Here is a 20357-nt window from a genome sequence, read left to right on the forward strand (position 1 = left end):
TCATTCCCATTGACACGTTACGCTTTGATTGGTTTCAAATCGTAGATGTACGAGTTCATTTGTTTTGAGATTAGACAGTTTCAGCGAACTTTGAGCTTCATTCGTATAAGGCAATTCGAATCTGACACCTTCGATTTTCTTCAGTAAAAAATATGCCCAGTGGCGATTGTATTCATTCTCGGACAGGACATCCCATAACGCATCCTCACAATGATCCGCCTCGTAGAAATATAATTTCATGACCGTGTTCTCCGCTATCACGGATAACCCTGAGAATACGGGAGGATTCGGAATTCGCGGTTTTTGAATGACCAAGGTGTAGCCCTCTTTCAGAAGGCGATCTAATTGTTCGCGGCTATCCGGAATCTCCTCTTCGATGACGGAAGCCGGCAGTTCTCTGATGCGGATTGGCAACCCCACCTCATATTCAAAAGGATCTTCGAGTGCGAGTAAGTCTTCACGAGAATAGATTATTTTCATGAGATCATCCTCACATTCTTTTATGGAGTGCTTTCAGATTACACGCGTGCCATGCATCACGGACGATATCTTGGAAAGTCGTTGCCTGACGTTTGAGTTTTAACGTTCTATAATCAAAGCAATAGACAGCTTCGTCTGGACGCTCTTTCAATACCGCATAGTATTCGTCCTGTCTAAACGACGACCCAAAAAAGAAATACTTGTCACGGATCGCATCGAACTCGGTTAACGCGTATTCATCGAGACTGTCTGAGAGATTGCCTTGGATCTCATGCGATAACCCATTCCAACTCGTCAACGGAATACCGTTTAAGTTCAACTCTTCGGAAAAACGCATACCGTTACAGACTCTCAAAATCTCTTTATACCACTCCGGAATCGCAAAATGATTGGTCTCGAATGCTTGGAGGCGGGCTTCTGGACAAGGACTCTCCACGGACACTCGGTAGCTTTGAATTTTTGGTAAGCGATCATACAAACAAAGCTCGTGACTTACCTTTTGCCCCTTGATTGGAATACTGTATTTTAGTTTTTTGTGGTCTTTTCCATAGAATCTCTCCATGGAAGCTAGTACATTCGCCAGAAACCTATCATCAGCTCCTGATGGATGTCTTTCTTTTTTGATGATTGGCATTTCAACGTCTTCTAGTGACACGTCTTCCTGGTCATCGTGTTCTTCAAAAGCCTCATGTTCTCCGAGGACGATCGCAATCCCTGTCACGTTACCGTCTTCTCGTCGGACAAGGACTTCATAGTGTCCGTCCCCCATTAACTGAACGGCGACACCGAACGGAAACAGGAAGATTTCATCTTCCATCATTTCATCTGAGATTGCGATATAGAACGGGTCGATTTCTTCGTCGAACTCTAGCGTATTTCGAATCTCCCAATCAATGACTTCCCGTCTCCCGTAATCCGCTGTGTTCATGACGACGAGCTGCGCTGAATCGACGACGACTAGATCGGATAACGGCTCGAAATCGGATGGATCCATCTTCGTTTCTTCATTCATTGTTAGGTAAAGCAAATTGATTGATTCGAACTCATCTTCGTCATAGAAGACCGTCCAATTCGAACCTTGTTCAACTGGAATTGTCACGTTGTATTCTACATCCGGCTCAAGAAAAGCAGGATCCGAGACAATCAAATTCCCTTTGTGACTTGTAAACGCGCCTAGTTTTTTCATGTTAAATACCTCTTTCTTAAATATAACGGAGAGGACATTTCTAACTTGCTAATGCCATTGGATTAATCAAACTCAATCCTTTGATTCTTGTTGCATCCGCCATTCCATGAATCCGGTGGTTCGCTCTTGCCGGAAACGAATCCAATCCGTTAAGGTTTGATTCATCTTCTGCCATTCGTTAATACATTCCGATTTCAAAAGCGCATCTTCGAGTTGCTCGATTAACAACCAAGCCTCTGTTAAGGTTGCTGCATCCTCTTTTATTTCTCCTAAATACAAGTCTTCATCGAGATGGTGGAAAGAATACCAAAGTCCATACAAGTGATGATCAATCATTCTCTCGATCGCTAACTGCTCCCGTCTTCCCCCACGTGTAATCGCCTCTTGTAAATAGATGAAGCGGTCATCTTCATCAAAGAAAAGACCATACCAACGATACGGTCGGACGTCATCCGGCATCTCTTTCATCCACTTCTTCAAAGTCGGTTTTAGAAGACGTTCTTTTAACGGATGAATCAAGAGGAACGAAGCGTCTGTCTCTCCTTCACAGGTAGATAATAACCAACTCACAAACGACCGCTGTCGCTCGAAGTTCCACGTATTCGCTTCTTCAATGAATCTATCCATATGTACTAACCACTCTTTGCGTAAGCCACGATTTTTGGCAAGAAGAGCGGTGTGAAGACGTGGTAGATCAGAAACGATAGGGTCTTGTAATAACTTATCTAGAAGCGACATGTTTCATCTCCTTTTAAAAATGTCATTGCTCCACTTTCATTTGTTGTCTCGTTTTTCGAAGATGAAACCATAATAGTATTCCCGTGCCTATCGAAAGAACCGGGAAAAGATACGGGATGTACGATTCCTGCTGATGAATCACGTGCATGAAAAAGTAACTAATGAAGCAGACAATTCGAAGCCATGTAGGAAGATAACCTTTACCGATAAAAGCTAAAAACATCAAGGGAATACCCATTCCAAATACTACAATTGGTAAGACAGAGAACGGTGTCACGAACTGAAACAGACCAAGTCCCACCAGAAGATAGGCGAACCAGGACGTCCGTCGTCGAAACTTCTCGCGTTCCTTTCGTCCAGGTTGTATCCCGTAAATATCATTCTGCTTGTATCCTTCCGCTTGTTTCTCGGCAATTAGTTCCTCCATCCGTCGTTTCGCTTGACGCCTCGTCGAGTACTGTTTTTCCTTCTCATCGCTGACATCTTGATCAAGCTTCCATTGCTCGGTGACACCGTGATAGGTCTGAATTGTTCGACCATCACGATACAAGTACCAAAAGTACGTAATGCCATCCACCTGTTTACTGAGTGTCTGAATCATGTTAACCCTCCAGATCTGCTAGGACATCTTCTGGATCCAGCTCAAGTCCGACGAGCTCCGGTCCCCAATCCAAGCCACAATACAGTCCGTCGTTAATCATGCTCGGTAACCAGCCATTCATGTACAAATCCAGGTCTAAGCGAATCAGATGATAGTTCGCCCATTCCTTCGTCTGCAGTGCTTTTGCCGCCGCTTCCGTCGAAAAGAATAATAGGACGTCTGTTTCCTCTTGATTCGACGGACAGTACGCCCAGCCCGACTGTTCCAACTTCGATAGACCATAGACAGCTCTCGTTTCAAGAACCGTCTCTAAGAAAAGTTCTGCTTGTTCCGCGCTCTGTTCCTTTTTTATAAACATTTTAAGTGTCGGTGCTATCGGAAACAGCTCTTGTTCCTCATGATCCCATAAGACGATTGTCTCTTTGTCCGGGAGCTGATATCCGAGTTCGTCACCTGTTCCGTCCGCCGCAATCCGCAAGAACCCTTCTGGATACTCTTCTGTATCTGTCAAATTGACACGAACAAGGTCATCCCATGTCTGCTTGATATAATGCTCGTCCTTGATCGGATGAAACTCCCATTCGCCAACGCTGAATTTGTTTTCGTGCTTGTATCTATTTCGTAGTTCTTTCGGAAGCTCGAAGCCGAGTACTGCCTCTACTTCTTGTAGTCTCTCTTCCTTAACGCCAGGTAATCCACTTTGATATGTCATTCTGTATGACTCCTTTGATCTTAAATTAAATTATTTGTAGGTATTTAGTGCATAATCAATCTGAATAATCCGTTGGTAAAATCGCTTTTAGCTGATCGACGGTTTGAAAGGCATCTCCATTCGAAAACCACATGAAACCGAGCGCATCATGCGATGGAAGGATAAACGGCAATCTATCACGTGCATCAATTACATGCGTGTATTTCGCTTCTTTAAAAATCCATTTTCCAGAGGTTTTTAATTCAAATGTGGGTCGAGCGAACGTGATGAGGAACGTTTCACTATAAGCAGCTCGAAAGAAGGATTTTTTTAAGACGAAACACAGATCATTCGCATTCAACACTTCGATACAACAATAAAAACTGGTACGTCGCTGATCGCCTTCGTACCGGAGATGTTCGTGGCAAACGAATGGTCGCAATTTTAAACGCTCTAAGAGGTCCATTTCATCTTCTCGAATCTCATCAAAATTAGTCGTGATATATAAAGGAAAATGATTGAAGCGAACCAGCGTGTCATATAATACTGCCTCCGTCAATTCACTGGTAAAACTGCCTACTGTATGGTCATAACACATGATTTCGTAGATAGTTTGCAATGGACCAAGCACGTTGATTTCGGATGTCTGAAGCATACGTTGGATACTCTTCGACTGAAAAGAATATTCGTCGATTGTCAGCTCGTTCATACTGTTCCTCCTAACTGTGTCGTCATCGTTCAATTTTTCCGGTTAAAATTCTTTCCTGTGGGATAAAGTCCGGTCAAACGTCTGCCGTAATGAACTTTTGCCTGCCCCATTCGGATTTTCTTCAGATTAAACTGGTCCTTGAAATAATCAATGACGGGTTCAACGATATAAGACGGCTCCAAGATATGAAGGACGAATTCGATCGCTTCTGGACCATATTCATCTTCAACAAAATACCCATTTCCGATTTCAAAAAGAAATTCATTGAGGTCTTCTTCAATGCTCGAACGACGCTCAAAGATGACGTCATACTCTGTATCCTGACAAAAGATCTCGACGACAACTTCGTGGTAATCCGCTTCTTGGACGACCGAGTATCCGTCCTTTTCTTTTTCAGCTACGAGTTCTCGGATATAGGCATCTAGATTAAAAAAGCGCGAGAACTTTTGCTCGCTCATTGGTTCTTTCAATCTCTCTCCCATGATGCCGTGAAACGTGTAGAGTGTCCGTCCATTCTTTTCGAACAGCCAAAAATGATTCTGATCGTTCATTGGTTTGATGAGTTGCATGAAGTTCCCTCCACTCTTATAGATCTGCGAACAATTCGCCATTCAGCTGGCGAATCACCGTATCGTTCGGTAACTGTTGTCGTAGTCGTTTCGCCCAGTCCGTCCGAAGATCATAAGCGAAGTGTTCTTCGTTCGATAGCAGATAAAGCATTGTTCCATCATGGCCGACAATCACGACGGTCGTATCTTCCGGATAAACGAACCGATCTTCTAAGACACGTGTTTTTCGGTACGTCGTTTCGACCTCTTGTTGAATCGACAAGCGATTGGAATACGAAAACATGAACAGTTCGTTCATCGACGCAACTCTATAAGCGTGTTCAAGGATGAGTTCGAGCATCCTAGCATTTTCAATCTTTACCGTGAAAAAATGACTCTCACTTGTCGATGTTCGTTTTCCACGTAACCAACCGTTCGTTTGTTTCTGTCTAGACAAGACATGTGAAGTGAACGACATATGATGTTGCGAGAAAAAAGCCCTGTTGTCTTTGTCTTCCTCTTCAAAAGCAAAAAAGGTCGCGTAGATCGGAAAACGATTTTGATGATTTAGAAAATCAAACAGGAAAGTTTCATTTTGATCTGTATCGCCTTGTTCTCCCGATTCAACACTCATGTGATACGCTTTCGCTAGCGGTCCATTTAGTACTAATGGTCGTTGGATATCGTCTTCAAAAAGGGCGTCGGTAATTTCGCATTCGCAAACGAATACCTCCCTGTTAAAAATCGATTCTTCAATTTCTTCATTGTCTCCCACGAGCGGATGTCGTTTTAAATTAAGCAGCTGCATCTCAGTTTCATATAACATCTCATTAAATTCCTCAGTACCGTATTTTTCGATGTAAGCGACTTCCGAAGCAAAGATGGGTACGAACCAGACTGGTAACACCGTCTCCGGTTCCCCGAATGCCGCGTTCCCTTTATAGACTTGAAATGATTCTTCAAAGTAGAACGGTGTCGTCACGTATAGGGCAGCGAAGCCGTACTTTGATAACAACCCATCTGGCATCGGTAAGTACTCGCCTAAATCATAAGCGTGTCCAGTCTTTAATGCTTCCAGCGTCAAGCGATAGATCAATTCAATTAAATCCGATTCGGCCTCTTGTTGCATGACAGATAGCATCACTTCTTGATGGACAACGGCACCGTTCTCGAATTGCAATGGGTGGTGCAATAATCCAAGTGATGTCACGGTATTCGCATTCGCAAACGGTGCATTTTGAAACTGTAACAATTGAATCGCATGACCTTGTAATTCTTCCATCTCAAGATGACCTGTATTTTCACCACAATGGGCTTCTAAGTGTTCTATGTAATTCATATTTTTATATCCTCATTTCATGACATCAAAAAATGTCATTTTCAATAAATATCTTCTACCATATATTATATATTTCATAATACAATTTTGGGATTTTTTATTTTTTCCTAATACGAGTATCGTGACATCTGAAAACGACAAAAAATGACTCCGGTTCAATACCGAAGCCATCTCATAGCAATGTAAAAAGATAAAGCGACTTTTTAAAATGTTCATCCGTTAGGCTTCACTCACATGTACCGTTTTCGTTTGTAGGACTTTCCTTCGATCCATGTCCAAATCCGAATTGATAGGTAAACATCAATTATGCCAATGATTAACGCAACGACAATCATGAGAACACCATTATTACCAGAAACGAATAGAGGGTGTAAAATTGTAAAAGTAATACTCAAAAGAATTGGCAATGTGATACCCATCCATACAGAATTAAACAATAGTGCCTTCCACATCCACATCATCCTTTTATGTGTAATAGTTGGTCTAAGTGTAGCATCTAGTGAGCAGAAGAATAGAATTGCATGTTAAGAGCGACTCTATGTCGCAATCACTTGATAAAAAATAATGCTTTCTTTAAGCCTTTATTTTTTGTTGCTTAACCAAAACAGAGTCATCATTCTTCCGATAAATTTTGGTTCGTAATCTATCTCCCACTGTGTTTATGATGATGTCGATCGTATTCTCATTTTCCCAATACAATTCATATCCATATAAAGAGATAGGGTTCAATATACTTCTTAACGGTATAATGACCGATTGCGGTAATTCAAATATACATCCATCATATAGGCTTTTCCGAGACTTCATATCAGTAATCATTAGAAACAAATTTAGATTTACAGGTGTCAATTTTGCTTTTAGAGTAGCTCTCATTGTTTTCGTTTTGTTATTTTTCCTGCCTATGTTCTGTACGAATATAAAGTTCTGTTCATACACATAATTTTCTATTTTATTTAATTCATCATCGGTTATACATTCTCGGAATATTGAATGTCTAATTCCTTCTAATAAAGTACTCAACGTTTCTTTTAAAAAATCTAAATTCTTTTTTGACTTTAATTCCTCCATCTTAGTTTCTTTAAAATAATATTCGCGTCCTTCACCATTTTCACTTCTGATTTTTAGTTTTTCTTCTTCTGTTAAACTTTCATAAAAAATAACATAAAGCGAACTGTATTTCGGAAATTGTACCTTTAATTTTTTCAACATCCTTTGAAACATAAAGATCAATGGTTCATTTTTTGGATCAAAATAGTTAATATCCAACTTATTATTTGCATTTTTCTCAATATATAACACTTCGAGTTCTAACATGATTTTCACCTCTCTTAAAAGCTGTAATGATATGGTGGTTTCAACTTATATCTTAAGGCACTTTTTACTGATCTAGACGAAAAATATGCCTCAATTGGATTGAACGGATGTATAAGTACGGGTATTTCCATTTAAATTTTTTCTTCAAGATCTCTATATATCAAAATCCAATTCAGTTGATATATTCCATTTTGATTACAATTCAAAATTAACACGTTTATATGTAAGCGTTATCATTATACTGTAAACGATACTAATTCTTTGTTTAGGAGTTGAATCGAATGGATACGATCATCAGTCATTATTCGAAATTCAAATGTCCGCGTTGTCGCGAGAAATTCAAAGATGAGATCCTTATTGAAGATTTACATAGTGTATCGTACGAGGAGCGACGTTTAGGTGTTGAAATCCAGTATGATTTCTCTTCGGAAGTCGCTTGTCCGAACTGCCACCATCAATGGCTCATCGAAGGAAACGTCTGGGAGTATCCTGAAGGCGTCATCGATGCGATTGAACTATAATATGCCTATTGGCACTTCCTTATTTCTCAAGTACGTTACATATGAAGGGTTGCCTTAATGTACACTATCGGTAATACAAAACGTGTACTTCGGAGGTGTTCGTACTTGAAAATAAAACTTTTATCTTTCCTACTTTTTTCGATCGTCTGCCTAGCAGGATGTAGCGATTACGATCAAGATGGAAATACGACGAGTGAGAAAGCAAAACAGAAATATGACGCAGCCATCAATCAAGTCTTCAAATCTGAAAATCAGTACTTGAAGCAGCAACAGGTCGATCGACAACTAAAGCGAAATTCTGGAGAAACGGGCGTCATCGTCTATGAGGATCAAAATCTCATTGAAATCTATTACGACCAATCATCTGGAGGAGAAAGAGCCATTTATCAGAAAAAAGGATCTACTTACGCGCGGAAGACGTATACGAAACAAATCAGCCGTAAAATCGATGACTCTGAAAAAAAATATCTTGAGAACATTGGAATCAAGTAATTTCAATTTTTTATGACCGCGTTTAAATGGTCGATGACTCCCTTCTTTAGATTGGGTCATCGTCCTTTTTTGTATTTTCTCACTTTTCTTACGCTTGAGAGCATCCATTTTGTGGTACAGTTCAAATGGTATTTTTTAAAATATTTTCTTTAAGGTGGGAATTACTGTTGGGAAAAATTGTTTCAATCATCATTCCTGTATACAATAAAGCGACGTATCTCTCGACGTGTATCGCGTCGATTCAGGCACTCACGCTTGACCATTCAACGATGGAAGCGATTTTCGTTGATGACGGTTCGACCGACGAGTCGTTATCGATTCTCCAAACGGCTGCAGAAACGATGGATTTCATTCGCATCATTGAACTCCCCGAAAATACGGGAAGTCCTGCCCATCCGCGAAACGTCGGAATTGAAGAGGCGACAGGTAGATACGTCACGTTCTTAGATGCTGATGACCGCCTCGATCCGGTTGGATTCCCTCAGCTCGTCGCACAAGCCGCTTCGAACGATGCCGATATCGCATTCGGTCAAACGATCAAACATACCGACACGTCGATTCAAAAAGTCGGGCGGTTCGCATCGTTCACGACTGCCAATCAGCTCGTGCCGTATGAAATCGATAAAGTATTTCGCGCGGTTGGACCGCCGGGGAAAATCCTGAAGCGCTCCGTCTTGATCGAGCATAACATCCGGTTCAGCCCGATGCAGTTCGGTGAAGATAAACTTTTCTTCTTCGAAGCTATCTCCAAATGTCAGACGGCTTCAATGAATCCGGCACCTGTCTATCACGTCAACCGATTTGCGATGAATGATTCGTTAGTCGGACAGACGAGCATCTTCGAGAAGACGACTTTTAATTTACAGGTGCTTGAGAAAACGCTTGAACTGGATATTCCGACAGTCGCCAAGACCCATGCCTTGAGCCGTCTGATCGAGATGGATTTCCTCTCCCGTCTGTTCAACAACAAACGGTTCCTCGAGCATCCGCAACAGCAGACCTTCTTTGATTTATTCGGTGAAATGATCACCATCTTTGAACGTCATGGCGCAGATCCAGCCGATTTCATTTTCGATGACATCTTCCAAAAGCAGTACGCTTTGCTGCAGCAACAAGATTATGACAGCTTCGTCACCTTCATCACGCTACTCGTCCAAAAACATAAAGCCCGGCGCTATGTATCGGAGAACCGTCTTTATTTCCGGATGCCGGAATCACTACACCATCTCGGACCTGTCCTTGAGCCGTTCTTTGCCACGTATGCAGGCACGCGTCTCGTTGATGGTGTCTTCTATGAAGTCGTACAATTATTCAAAGACGACACAGCTTCGGTCGATCAAGTTCTCTTAATCGCGCCTAACGATGAAGCAACGGAAACCGCCGTTCCGTTCCATATCGAAGGGACTGAATTATTCATTTCGACGGAGGCACTCGAACGACATTCATATCCATTCCAATTGATGCTGATCCATGACGACTATCATCCGTTCCTCGTCCGGATGACGTTACCGAGTAGTGTCAATGGGATGCATCTGCATTACCAGCAACTTAAAGTCGAATTTCGTCCAGCGGAATCCAGATCACCTGTACAGAAAATCGACGCGACGAAGTATCATATCGATGCACCGACGCAAGTCGTTGTACTCGAGAAGGCTTTCTTGTATGACGATTTGGAATTCGAGCATAAGCAGACAGCACTTGAAGTCGGGCAATTGCTGGCGATTTCCGATCTTCAGTTGACACTGGCCGGCACACCACGACTCGTCACGGTTGATGGTGCTTACGTCACGGCAAACAAAAAATACGTCCATCTTCCGCCTATGATTGATGACGAGACGTATCTGACTGATCTTCCGACAACAGTCCGGATTTTAAAGACTTGTAAACAGTATGCTGATCGTGACTTTAAAAACGAACTACCGACAAAAAATACACCGGGTACGGTTCTTTCGATTGAGAAGATCGTTTTGTCATCGAAAGGCACCCCACGCTTGAAAACGGCTCAGGATACGTACATCACAGCCAATCTTTCATTCGTTCAACCCATTCATGAAGCTTAACGATATGCCTAGGGACATCTTCATTTCATCCCTAGGTTCCTTATTATTCCAACATTGTATGCTATAGTATGGGCAAGGTTCACCAAAGAGATTCACATTTCATGACGCTCATTAAAATTGTAAGCGCTATATAAGGAGATGCCCTATGAAACGAGATTTGTTTTTTACATTGAATACGTTAGCGACCCAACGTGGCGGTTTATCAAAAGCAGTCATTAAACGAGCGAACGCGATCATCGCGGCTGATCCGGAGCGAAACGTGACGCTCGTGACGTTAGGGATTCAACCGAATCTTGAAACGATTCGTCAAGAGATGGTCGAGGCACGGTTGCTTGATCCTCGCATCCAAGTCGTCAACGTCATCAATTTTTTAGCACGTCGCCAGGCAGACAAACGGTCCGTCGTCTCTTCGAAAGCCGAATTGATTCCACGCTGGGAAAAACGGTATACGTTGTTCCTCGATGCGAGTCGCGGCGAAAAAGATTCGTATCGGTTGTTCGACAATGGTACATACGTCCAATACGCCCGGTTTGACGCGAATGATCAGCTCAGCTTCATCGATTATTTTTCAGAGAATCGTCATCGCCTGCGCCGCGAAGAATATCTGGATAACGGCCAGTTGGTGCAGACGATCCAGTATTCGTTTACGTCGAACAAGCCGGTCTCTCGCTCCTTCTTCCATAGTGACGGGACGTGTTATTTAACGATTTGGCATAAAATCAATTCAGCGGACTGGAGTCATCTGTTTTATTTCGAAGCCGGTCAGGAAAAACAGTTCAATGATCCGGCGACCTTTAATACGTTCGTCTTGAATAAGCTGTTAGGTCAGCATGAGGCGGTCTTGATCTCGTCGGAATACCGGGATCGTCTTGCCAACCTACCGAAAAAGAATTTAGACGCGGTCATCTTGGATATCAAGCATCCGAATATCAAAAAAATCGCCTTCGGACACAGCAATCACTTCGTCTCCCCCTTCAACGAGACGGCAACGGTCAGCGGTGTCTGGGATACGTTATTCGGTCGCATCGACGAGTGGGATCGAGTCATCACGGCAACCCCTCGGCAACAAGCACATATGACCGATCAGTTCGGTCATCCGGAGACGTTCCATGCGATTCCTCACGGTGTCGGTGCGGTGCCGGAAGCGGATTACATGGTCCTTCCTGAACCTGATCCGAATCGGTTCATCGTTGTCTCGCGCATCCAAATCAAAAAGGATGTCGCCGCCAGTATCCGTATCATGCGAAAGATCGTCGACCAGCATCCGAATGCTTTCCTTGATTTCTATGGCTTCGGTTACAACGATCAGCTCGAAAAGGATCTCCACGCTTTGATCAAGGAACTGTCACTGACGAAACAGATCCGATTCAACGGATTCATCACGAACATTCAAGACGCCTACCATGGTGCCATCGCGACGATCTTCACGTCGCAATCCGAAGGGTTCGGGATGGCGATCCTTGAGAGTATGGGGCACGGTGTTCCGGTCATCGCCTATGACATCTGTTATGGTCCGCGTGAAATCATCGCGCACGGGACGACCGGTTATATCGTTCCACCCGGTGACACGTCAGCTTTTGCAGAAGCAGCAATCCGCTTGATGGAGCAGCCCGTTCTACGCCGTCAAATGGGGGAAGCCGCCCTGCACTCGATCAACCGGTTTTCTGATGAGCTCTTTACGACAAACTGGTTAACGCTTTTAAGTGAGCTTGACTAATCGGTTATTGACCTTCTCCTCTGTGAGAAGGTTTTTTTCGTCTACCCACCAAAGTCCGTATTGTTTTTCAAAATTTGGGATGTTTTAGCTATTGATTGTGATAGAATGCTAATGGAAGATAACGCTTTCATAAAATATCACTTAGTAGGAGGTCCCTTGATTCCATGCTGTTTAAATCTGTTCTCCGGGTGCTCCAATTCGGGCACACTGTACTTCCGAAGAAACCAAAGAAACTTAAACGATCGGCGTTAAAAGAGTCGTTACAGATTCAATCCTCGCCGACAGACTATACGCTATCCGGTCAATTAAACGATCCGTTGCTGACGATCACGTCCTTACTCATTCGCGATCGATTGCAAGAGACGATCCTTGAAGTGCCGAACCAACAGCACGATCATCGCTTCTCTTTCCAACTGCCGCATACGCTCGTCTCTCAGCTGAGTCAACATGCTGCTCAGATGCAGGATGCGGACGTTCCGACAGTCGAAGAGGATGGTCTCGCTGAGATCGAGTCTGTCGAAGCCGATCAAGATACTGCCTATCCGATCGGTCGTTTTTCACTCTGGCTGACGTTTACGAAAAAAGTCGAACACCTCACACCAGAACAATTACACAAATGGGAGTCTGACGGCTTACCGAGTCATGCTACGCTCGATGCATCCGTCTTCACCCGTGAGATTTTGTTAGGACGTTTCCTTGACACGCAGATTCCCGCGCCGGTCGCGCCATTGATGGATGAGACGTCCAACGAATTCGTCCAGTTGTATACGGATTTAAAAGGCAACCTGCGTCTATTGTTGAATAAAGAACCGCAGATGAAGCCGAAGATTCAGATTGATGCGGTCCGCAATGAGACGAAAGCGACGACAATCATCAGCGGGAAAGCCTTTACCCGTCACGCGTTCATCAAGACGGGACGATTGCTCCTCGTGCACCGGGAAAGTGGCAATCAAGTCCCGGTCCCGATTGATTGGTTGTACCAAAATGAAACAAGTGCGAAAAAATTCGGATTGTATCGTTATCACTACACGGCGACGATCCACTGGTCGCAACTCTATCAAGCAGCTCAATTACAAGAAGGGGTTTATGACGCCTTCGTCGCACTCGACTTCTATCACCGGTCGGAACCAAAATTACACCGTCTCGGTCGCGCCCGGTACATCACGCGTCAACTGACACCGGAAGCGTTAGGGAAAGATGATACGTCGACAATGCACATCATTCCGTACTACACGGTCGGTCACCGGAATCTATCGTTTGAGATGACCGAGTTTACGAATGAAAATTACGCCTATCTGAATCACCTGATGACGTTCGCCCCGCTCTACCGGCTATTTGCCGAGAAGAACACGTGGCTCGTCGGAGAACGTCCCTATAAAGCGCAGGACAACGGATATCACTTCTTCAAATACATGCGCGAAACCTATCCGGAGCGACCGGTCTATTACGTCATCGATCCGACGTCGAACGAATACGCACAAGTCGCTCCGCTCGGAAACGTCTTGCCGATCAAATCGAAGGAACACATCTATCACTCGTTGATGGCGAAGAAGGTCATCGGGACACATCATGCGGAATACTTGTATCCGCTCCGGTCCGAACCGTTCAAACGGAAGATGCGGGCGGATCGTGTCTTCATCCAACACGGGGTTCTCGGAACGAAGAACATGAATGACCAGTACGGCAAGTTTGCAGCTGCCTTCGATACGGATCTGTTCCTCGTCAGTTCCGAGCGTGAGAAACGACTCGTCACACAAGACATGGGCTACGCTGAGCGAGAGGTCAAAATCACCGGTTTGTCTCGTTTTGATGCCCTTTTGAACGACGACGTCCCAGTCAAACGTCAGATGCTCGTCATTCCGACGTGGCGCTCGTGGTTACAGACGCCACTCCAGTTCTTCGAATCGGAATATTATCAGCAGTACCAAGCGTTCCTATCGAGTGAGCGTCTGCATGCATACGCAAAACAACATCGTCTCGAGATCGTCCTTTGCCTGCACCCGAACATGCAGCAATATTCGAGTCACTTCGAGAACTTACCGATCACGGTCATCCATCAAGGAGAACGTGATGTCCAAGGGTTGTTAAAAGAGAGTCTCTTGCTCGTCACCGACTACTCGAGTGTCGCCTTTGACTTCAGTTTCTTGAAGCGACCGGTCCATTACCTGCAATTCGACCCGAAACGCTTCATCGGTCCGCTCGGTTCGTATCTCGATCTCGAAAACGAATTACCGGGGCGGATCTCAAAGACGATCGATGACTTGTTCGAGGATCTCGATGCGACGGCACGTCGTGATTTTGAGATGGATGACGAATACAAACTCCGCGCTGACGTCTTCTTGACGAAAACGGATACGACCTATTCCGATCAGGTCTATCAAACGATCGCGAACTATACGAAACAGACGAGTCTTTTAGAGAAGATTCAGACGAACGAAGCGGCGAACATCCTCTTTAAGGTCTATCGTCGGAGCCGGTTCTACTTCCCGACGATGAAGGCAGGATACCGACTCATGCAACGCGTCTTACCGGTCGACCCGAAACTTGTCGTCTTCGAAAGCGGTCTCGGTAAACATTACGCGGACAGCCCGCGTTACATTTACGAAGAACTGAAGAAGCAAGCACTCGGCTATAAAGTCGTCTGGATCTATAACAAAAAGCTCTATCTGAGTGATCCGAATGCAAAAGTCGTCAAACGCCTGTCTCCCGCCTACTTCTATTACATGGCAACGGCGAAATTTTGGGTCAACAATCAGAACTTCCCGCACTACATGACGCGGCGGAAAGAGACGACGTACATCCAGACGTGGCACGGCACGCCGTTGAAGAAGATGTTGTTTGACTTAGATGAGATCCATGGTCGGGATGAAGGCTACGTCGAACGAGTGACGAATTCGATCGCGCAATGGAGCGTCCTCTTGTCTCCGAGTCCTTATGCGACGAACATCTTTAGAAGTGCATTCCAGTATAGCGGTCCTGTCGTCGAATCTGGTTATCCGCGAAATGACCTCTTCTTTACAGCAAATGATGAGGCAACGATCGATCGGATTCGGACGCAGTTGCAACTGCCGGAAGGCAAAAAAGTCATCTTGTATGCACCGACCTTCCGCGATCATCAATCGCTCGGGAAAGGGAAGTTCTACTTCGACTACCCGTTTGATTTCGACCGTGTCGCGGAAGCGTTAGGCGATGAGTACGTCTTCTTGATTCGGACGCACGTGCTCGTCACGAAAAAACCGAAGATTCCAGTACAGCACCGGGAACAATTCATCGACGTGACGTCCTATCCGGATATTCAGGAATTGTATTTGATCACGGATCTGCTGATCACGGACTATTCCTCTGTCTTCTTCGACTTCGCGAACATGAATCGACCGATGATGTTCTATGCGTATGACCTTGATCTCTATCGGGACACGCTACGCGGATTCTATCTCGATTACTACAACGATCTTCCGGGACCGATCTTAGAGACAGAAGAGGCTTTGCTTCACGCCTTATCGGACATTCCGCGTCTGACGAAAATGTATCAAGCGCAACTCGATACGTTCCGTGCGACGTACGGTCCGATGGAGGACGGTTTTGCCGCTTCCCGTGTCGTCGATGCGTACTTCGGAACAAATCCACAGGTTCGCACTGAAGCACTCGAATTACGTGAGCAACCGGATGGCAGTTATTCCGTTTAATGCTTCAATCTGTTGAATAAACGCTCCCTCTCAAAACAGACGGTTTCATTCTTTCAACCGTTAATTTTGAAGGGAGTTTTTCTGTGTTTTCGTTCAGCCCTTCTGTATGGTTCATATGTTAAGTAATGCTAAGAATAGGAAAACGGCTTGAGTCCTTTTGAATTCTGGACTCAAGCCGTTTCATTGTGCTACTTATTCGTTTGACGAAAAAGTCGAGCATTTACGTAGTCGATCGGATGATATTAGCTATTGACCTCAATGGTGTCTTGAATAATGTAGTAGAGAAAATCGGAGAACGATTTGAATGCATCACGATCATCATAGTCTTCTTCCGGTACGTTCACTTCTCGATACACTACTTTAGGCTCACCATTCACTACATTTTTGAAATCAAGACACGCATAAAATTCCTCAAGATCATCAAAATAGACAGCTACTAGATGTTTTGAAAGAGCATGCTCAAATTCTGTTGGATGATACAATTCGAGATTCGTTTTTACTAATTCATCATTGAACATCGTAAAAAACTGGTTGTCTCCAAAGATACCCCCTCCGAATTCTTTCATGAATGTCACGTAACTTTCAGGTAAGGTGACGTTTAACTCTTTTTCAATTACCTCGACTTCAGCGTCCGATAACCCTTCTCCAAACTCAGATAACTCCGGATGTGCATGGATCAATGCTTTTGCTTCGGAATAAACATCCTTGTGTCCCGTCTTGATTGCACTCACTTTTTTGATTGGAGTAGAGGATTCGTCCTCTGTATCCTCTAAATACGTTGACACGGCACTATCACACACTTCAAATAATCTTTCCGTGAAGGAATCTGCATAGTAAGGTTCGTCATCACTTGGGTAAAAACATACTTTTGCCTCTTGATCATTGTAGGTCAAGGCTTGTAAGTCTAGACAAATGAGCGATGAACTAAAGTCTTCCATTTGTATTCCGATTAAATGTGAAGGAACTTCACTTTGAGATTTGCTACGGAGTTCCTTGTTATATTTTTCAAGTCTAAATACAAGATCTAACTGGTTGTTTGATGGACTGATTCCCCAGATCTCTTCATCATGCGTAGCCAGATAACTGAACTTTTTTAGAAATTCTTTGTACATTGGCGGAAACGTGACCTGAAGACGATGTTCGACTTCAAGAATCTCATTTTCCGTTGACCCATTCCCCACTATGAAAGCTTGTGGGTATTTTTCGATTAGTTTTAAGCACCGATTAAACTTTGCCTTAATATTTGCCATGGTTTCTTCCATTGCCTCCTCGTTAAGCTTCACGACACGCTCTAAATTTCTATTGGTTCGTGTTAGCTGTTGTACTCGCTAATTTGTCCGCGAGCACTTCGTCTAGCTTTTTCTTGAACATCGGAGCAAAGCTTTCCGCATACGTATTCGTCATATGGCTGTTGTCACGATAGATGACGACATTGCCGATGACAGGGCGATACTCGCCTTTGACGTGGAAGTAACGCGTCAAATCCAGCTTATGGAGCGACTGATTCGTTTTTTCGAACTGTTTCCAGTACGCCTCATCCGTTTGGTTCGGTTCCGTATTCATCTGTTTCGTCGTATCCGCGATGCTTGTCGTCTCGAGCGCCTCGAGTACGTTGAAGTCATACCGTGGATTATCCCGGAGTGCTAGACCGTCGATCCCATACTCGTCTTTGACGAACTGCATCTGGTCGACCATTTGTTGATGAATGCTGTCTTTTGAAGCATCCGCTGCAGTCACGTGCGAGATGATCAAATCAACATCGGCATCCTTCAAATAGTTCAAGACGTTCTGGTTCCAGATCCCTTTTAAGGAATCCGGTTCATAGCCGGTCGAAAAACGTGTTCCTGACCGCGTCAGATTGAGTAAACGGATGTCCGTTCCTTTGATTGCTTCATGCAATGCACCGAACCATTGCTCCGAGTGCGAGCTTCCGACGAGCGCAATCGTCGCTTTATAATCCTTCGTTTTTCCGTATTCACCGACTTTCGCTTCCGTCTTTTGCAGTCCTTGGTTGCTACCATCCGTATGGACGAGCGGTAAGTCATTGAAGACGTTCGCATAAGACGGGAAAGGATCTTGCTTCGGTACAGGCATTGTCTGTTCGATCGCTAAAGCACCCGGATACTTATTCTTGCTGACAGCTTGTTTCAGCTCTTGCTCTTCCAGATAAGCGAGTCCGAGTAAGGATCCAATCAACAAAACGTTGACCGTCAACAGCGCACCTAGCTTCTTGAACGCTGTCCGATTGACAGTCGAAGTGCGAATCGGTTTTTCAACCCATTCCGTCATCAAGTAGGATAAACCGATCGATGCAACGATAATCAGTGTACCGACGAGCAGACCTGGCGTTTGTTGAACATTGTAGCGATAGAACTCAAGCAACACCCAGTGCCAAAGGTAAATCCCGAACGCGATCCCGCCGAGTTTGACCATCGGCTTTGATCCGAGGAATCGTTTTAATCCGAATCGTGTCTCCTGCGTTCCTGATAACACGATCATCAAGGCGCACGTCATCGGCCAGAGTGCGATATAGCCAGGGAACATTTGCGAGACATTAAACAGAACACCAGTCGTCAGCAAGCCAAGCAGACCGACCCAGCCGATGATCGTAGCTATCCACTTCGGAACACGAATCGCCGACAAGTTCACACATAATAGACTACCTAAGGCGAATTCCCAGACCCGCGTCGGCGTAATGAAATACGCCCACGGCTGATTCACTTCTGTCAGGTAGATCGAATACGCGAGTGACGTGACGAACAAAAAGCCAAGCAGACCGTTCAGGACGGCTTTAATCGACCGAATCTGATACGTGTTCATCATCCATAAGATGAACGAGAACAAGACGAACCAAATCATATAAAACTGCCACTGGATCGATAGTGCCCAAAAATGTTCGACGGGTGACTTCATCTGGGTCGCGTCTAAGTAATCCGTACTTGAGACGGCGAGTTGCCAGTTTTGATAAAAGAACATCGAGGCGACGACTTCACGAATTGTTTTCCCGAGAATCGATGCCGGTAATAAAAATGTGCTTAGTACTAACACGACGCCTAAGATGAACAAAACGGATGGCAAGAGTCGTTTCAGCAACTTTGTCACGTACGGCAGAAATTTGAACTCCCCTGTCCGGTTGATTGTCGAGATGATCGATGTCGTGATCAAAAAACCCGAGATGACGAAGAAGACATCGACACCTCCTGAGACACGATTGAACCAAATATGATAGATTGCGACGAGTAAGGCAGCTACCGTGCGTAACCCTTCGATTTCCGGGCGAAACCGGCTTTCAATATCAATCCGCTTCTGACCCGGTTGACCAGATACTTTCCATTCCTGCATGCTTCTATGTCCCTCCATCTACTTCTACACCTACGAATCCTGACGATTGCAGCGCATTTCTTGTACAGTTCGGTATGTACTCACCATTTTAAGAAAACGTTTCCATTCACTATGATAGAACATATTTCAAAAAATACAATGCTACTGAACTATATTGCCGCAAGAAACTTGGAAAATATGTAAAAGAAGTGCACTGATGAAAGATTACGTTAGAAACCGGTATAAGTAGTCGGCAAAAATCCGTTGCATGACTTTTGGTGTGTTCTCGATATAGATCCGCATCTGTTCGACGTTTGCTTCGACAGCATTTTCTTCCTTCTCTTCGGTCGGAAAATCGGAGATACCTTTGATGATAATACATTCGACTGCATTTTTCTGACAGATGTACGCGATAGCCCCCGCTTCCGTATCAGCAATCGTCAATCCGTTATCCCGCAGTTCGATATAGTCTCGCCACATGACGACAGCACGGTCTGCCGTTCCGATCGTTCCAGGATGAAAATCGTTGCCATACTTCGACACGTCGAGATCGACGACGAACGAGGGTTTGATGAGTGGTTCAATCTCTTTGACCGTGCAATCATATTGAACCGCACGATCCGGAACGATGATGTCGAGTACGTCGTACCTCGGCTCGATTCCGGCACACGTTCCGGCAACGATGACCTTCGTCAATGAGAAACGGAGGATCATATATTGATTCGCTCCGATGCCATTTACTTTTCGAACGCCTGTGCTGTAAAACAAGAGCGTTTTCCCATTCACCTCGCGCGTGAAATATTCACCATACGGATAAGTGATTCTTTCTTCAGGTGAGACATGAAAATACGCAAGTGTTGCGTCGAACTCCCATGTGGTGGCGATGCTGATTCCGATCATGACTTATTCCTCCTTTATTGCATTCGCTAGAAACCACTCTATTTTTTAAACTAT

At 44.4% G+C, this 20357-nt stretch carries 17 protein-coding genes; 5 read left to right on the forward strand and 12 right to left on the reverse strand.

Features of this window, described 5'->3' with window-relative positions:
* From KNQ18_RS07915 to KNQ18_RS07955, 9 genes are all read right to left on the reverse strand, one after another.
* Positions 1-480, reverse strand: coding sequence for a hypothetical protein (locus KNQ18_RS07915; protein ID WP_064300028.1), 480 nt, complete (start codon positions 478-480; stop codon positions 1-3).
* A gap of 10 nt (positions 481-490) precedes the next feature.
* Positions 491-1666: an SMI1/KNR4 family protein gene (locus tag KNQ18_RS07920; protein ID WP_215084384.1), complete on the reverse strand. Its 1176-nt coding sequence runs from the start codon at positions 1664-1666 to the stop codon at positions 491-493.
* A gap of 72 nt (positions 1667-1738) precedes the next feature.
* The gene (locus tag KNQ18_RS07925; protein WP_215084386.1) at positions 1739-2404 is read right to left on the reverse strand and encodes a hypothetical protein; all 666 of its coding nucleotides are present in this window, start codon (positions 2402-2404) and stop codon (positions 1739-1741) included.
* A gap of 22 nt (positions 2405-2426) precedes the next feature.
* Positions 2427-3005: a hypothetical protein gene (locus tag KNQ18_RS07930; protein WP_215084388.1), complete on the reverse strand. Its 579-nt coding sequence runs from the start codon at positions 3003-3005 to the stop codon at positions 2427-2429.
* Position 3006: 1 nt separating this feature from the next.
* The gene (locus tag KNQ18_RS07935) at positions 3007-3717 is read right to left on the reverse strand and encodes a DUF2750 domain-containing protein (protein ID WP_214857417.1); all 711 of its coding nucleotides are present in this window, start codon (positions 3715-3717) and stop codon (positions 3007-3009) included.
* 55 nt (positions 3718-3772) lie between these two features.
* Positions 3773-4405, reverse strand: coding sequence for a hypothetical protein (locus KNQ18_RS07940; RefSeq protein ID WP_215084390.1), 633 nt, complete (start codon positions 4403-4405; stop codon positions 3773-3775).
* Positions 4406-4434: 29 nt separating this feature from the next.
* On the reverse strand, positions 4435-4974 hold the full coding sequence (locus tag KNQ18_RS07945) for a hypothetical protein (RefSeq protein WP_215084392.1): 540 nt from the start codon (positions 4972-4974) through the stop codon (positions 4435-4437).
* A gap of 16 nt (positions 4975-4990) precedes the next feature.
* Complete coding sequence (locus KNQ18_RS07950; RefSeq protein ID WP_215084394.1) at positions 4991-6292, reverse strand: suppressor of fused domain protein; 1302 nt, start codon at positions 6290-6292, stop codon at positions 4991-4993.
* A gap of 573 nt (positions 6293-6865) precedes the next feature.
* Positions 6866-7606, reverse strand: coding sequence for a hypothetical protein (locus KNQ18_RS07955; protein ID WP_214769624.1), 741 nt, complete (start codon positions 7604-7606; stop codon positions 6866-6868).
* Positions 7607-7887: 281 nt separating this feature from the next.
* Between KNQ18_RS07955 and KNQ18_RS07960 the strand changes: the two genes are divergently transcribed.
* The 5 genes from KNQ18_RS07960 to KNQ18_RS07980 all read left to right on the forward strand — a co-directional run bounded on the left by KNQ18_RS07960 (position 7888) and on the right by KNQ18_RS07980 (position 16082).
* Complete coding sequence (locus tag KNQ18_RS07960) at positions 7888-8127, forward strand: hypothetical protein (protein ID WP_214769623.1); 240 nt, start codon at positions 7888-7890, stop codon at positions 8125-8127.
* A 105-nt stretch (positions 8128-8232) separates the two neighbouring features.
* The gene (locus KNQ18_RS07965) at positions 8233-8619 is read left to right on the forward strand and encodes a hypothetical protein (protein ID WP_214769620.1); all 387 of its coding nucleotides are present in this window, start codon (positions 8233-8235) and stop codon (positions 8617-8619) included.
* A 167-nt stretch (positions 8620-8786) separates the two neighbouring features.
* On the forward strand, positions 8787-10679 hold the full coding sequence (locus tag KNQ18_RS07970) for a glycosyltransferase family 2 protein (RefSeq protein ID WP_215084396.1): 1893 nt from the start codon (positions 8787-8789) through the stop codon (positions 10677-10679).
* A gap of 145 nt (positions 10680-10824) precedes the next feature.
* Complete coding sequence (locus KNQ18_RS07975) at positions 10825-12396, forward strand: glycosyltransferase (RefSeq protein WP_215084398.1); 1572 nt, start codon at positions 10825-10827, stop codon at positions 12394-12396.
* Positions 12397-12560: 164 nt separating this feature from the next.
* Complete coding sequence (locus KNQ18_RS07980; protein WP_215084400.1) at positions 12561-16082, forward strand: CDP-glycerol glycerophosphotransferase family protein; 3522 nt, start codon at positions 12561-12563, stop codon at positions 16080-16082.
* 242 nt (positions 16083-16324) lie between these two features.
* Here KNQ18_RS07980 and KNQ18_RS07985 read toward each other — a convergent pair whose 3' ends face one another.
* From KNQ18_RS07985 to KNQ18_RS07995, 3 genes are all read right to left on the reverse strand, one after another.
* Entirely contained in the window at positions 16325-17344 is a 1020-nt protein-coding gene (locus KNQ18_RS07985; protein ID WP_215084402.1) for an SMI1/KNR4 family protein, read from the reverse strand.
* A 37-nt stretch (positions 17345-17381) separates the two neighbouring features.
* Positions 17382-19424, reverse strand: a complete 2043-nt coding sequence (locus KNQ18_RS07990; protein WP_149427191.1) for an acyltransferase family protein — start codon at positions 19422-19424, stop codon at positions 17382-17384.
* 204 nt (positions 19425-19628) lie between these two features.
* Positions 19629-20303: a 5'-methylthioadenosine/S-adenosylhomocysteine nucleosidase family protein gene (locus KNQ18_RS07995; RefSeq protein WP_215084404.1), complete on the reverse strand. Its 675-nt coding sequence runs from the start codon at positions 20301-20303 to the stop codon at positions 19629-19631.
* Between the last annotated feature and the right edge of the window lie 54 nt (positions 20304-20357).

It is taken from the genome of Exiguobacterium sp. s78, from assembly GCF_018618985.1.
In the GTDB taxonomy this organism is placed as follows: domain Bacteria; phylum Bacillota; class Bacilli; order Exiguobacteriales; family Exiguobacteriaceae; genus Exiguobacterium_A; species Exiguobacterium_A abrahamii.

Coding starts and splice junctions, on each gene's coding strand:
- KNQ18_RS07930 (WP_215084388.1), bottom strand. CDS start 3,005: ATGATTCAGACACTCAGTAAACAGGTGGATGGCATTACGTACTTTTGG.
- KNQ18_RS07985 (WP_215084402.1), bottom strand. CDS start 17,344: ATGGAAGAAACCATGGCAAATATTAAGGCAAAGTTTAATCGGTGCTTA.
- KNQ18_RS07950 (WP_215084394.1), bottom strand. CDS start 6,292: ATGAATTACATAGAACACTTAGAAGCCCATTGTGGTGAAAATACAGGT.
- KNQ18_RS07945 (WP_215084392.1), bottom strand. CDS start 4,974: ATGCAACTCATCAAACCAATGAACGATCAGAATCATTTTTGGCTGTTC.
- KNQ18_RS07915 (WP_064300028.1), bottom strand. CDS start 480: ATGAAAATAATCTATTCTCGTGAAGACTTACTCGCACTCGAAGATCCT.
- KNQ18_RS07995 (WP_215084404.1), bottom strand. CDS start 20,303: ATGATCGGAATCAGCATCGCCACCACATGGGAGTTCGACGCAACACTT.
- KNQ18_RS07920 (WP_215084384.1), bottom strand. CDS start 1,666: ATGAAAAAACTAGGCGCGTTTACAAGTCACAAAGGGAATTTGATTGTC.
- KNQ18_RS07925 (WP_215084386.1), bottom strand. CDS start 2,404: ATGTCGCTTCTAGATAAGTTATTACAAGACCCTATCGTTTCTGATCTA.
- KNQ18_RS07990 (WP_149427191.1), bottom strand. CDS start 19,424: ATGCAGGAATGGAAAGTATCTGGTCAACCGGGTCAGAAGCGGATTGAT.
- KNQ18_RS07975 (WP_215084398.1), top strand. CDS start 10,825: ATGAAACGAGATTTGTTTTTTACATTGAATACGTTAGCGACCCAACGT.
- KNQ18_RS07935 (WP_214857417.1), bottom strand. CDS start 3,717: ATGACATATCAAAGTGGATTACCTGGCGTTAAGGAAGAGAGACTACAA.
- KNQ18_RS07960 (WP_214769623.1), top strand. CDS start 7,888: ATGGATACGATCATCAGTCATTATTCGAAATTCAAATGTCCGCGTTGT.
- KNQ18_RS07940 (WP_215084390.1), bottom strand. CDS start 4,405: ATGAACGAGCTGACAATCGACGAATATTCTTTTCAGTCGAAGAGTATC.
- KNQ18_RS07980 (WP_215084400.1), top strand. CDS start 12,561: ATGCTGTTTAAATCTGTTCTCCGGGTGCTCCAATTCGGGCACACTGTA.
- KNQ18_RS07955 (WP_214769624.1), bottom strand. CDS start 7,606: ATGTTAGAACTCGAAGTGTTATATATTGAGAAAAATGCAAATAATAAG.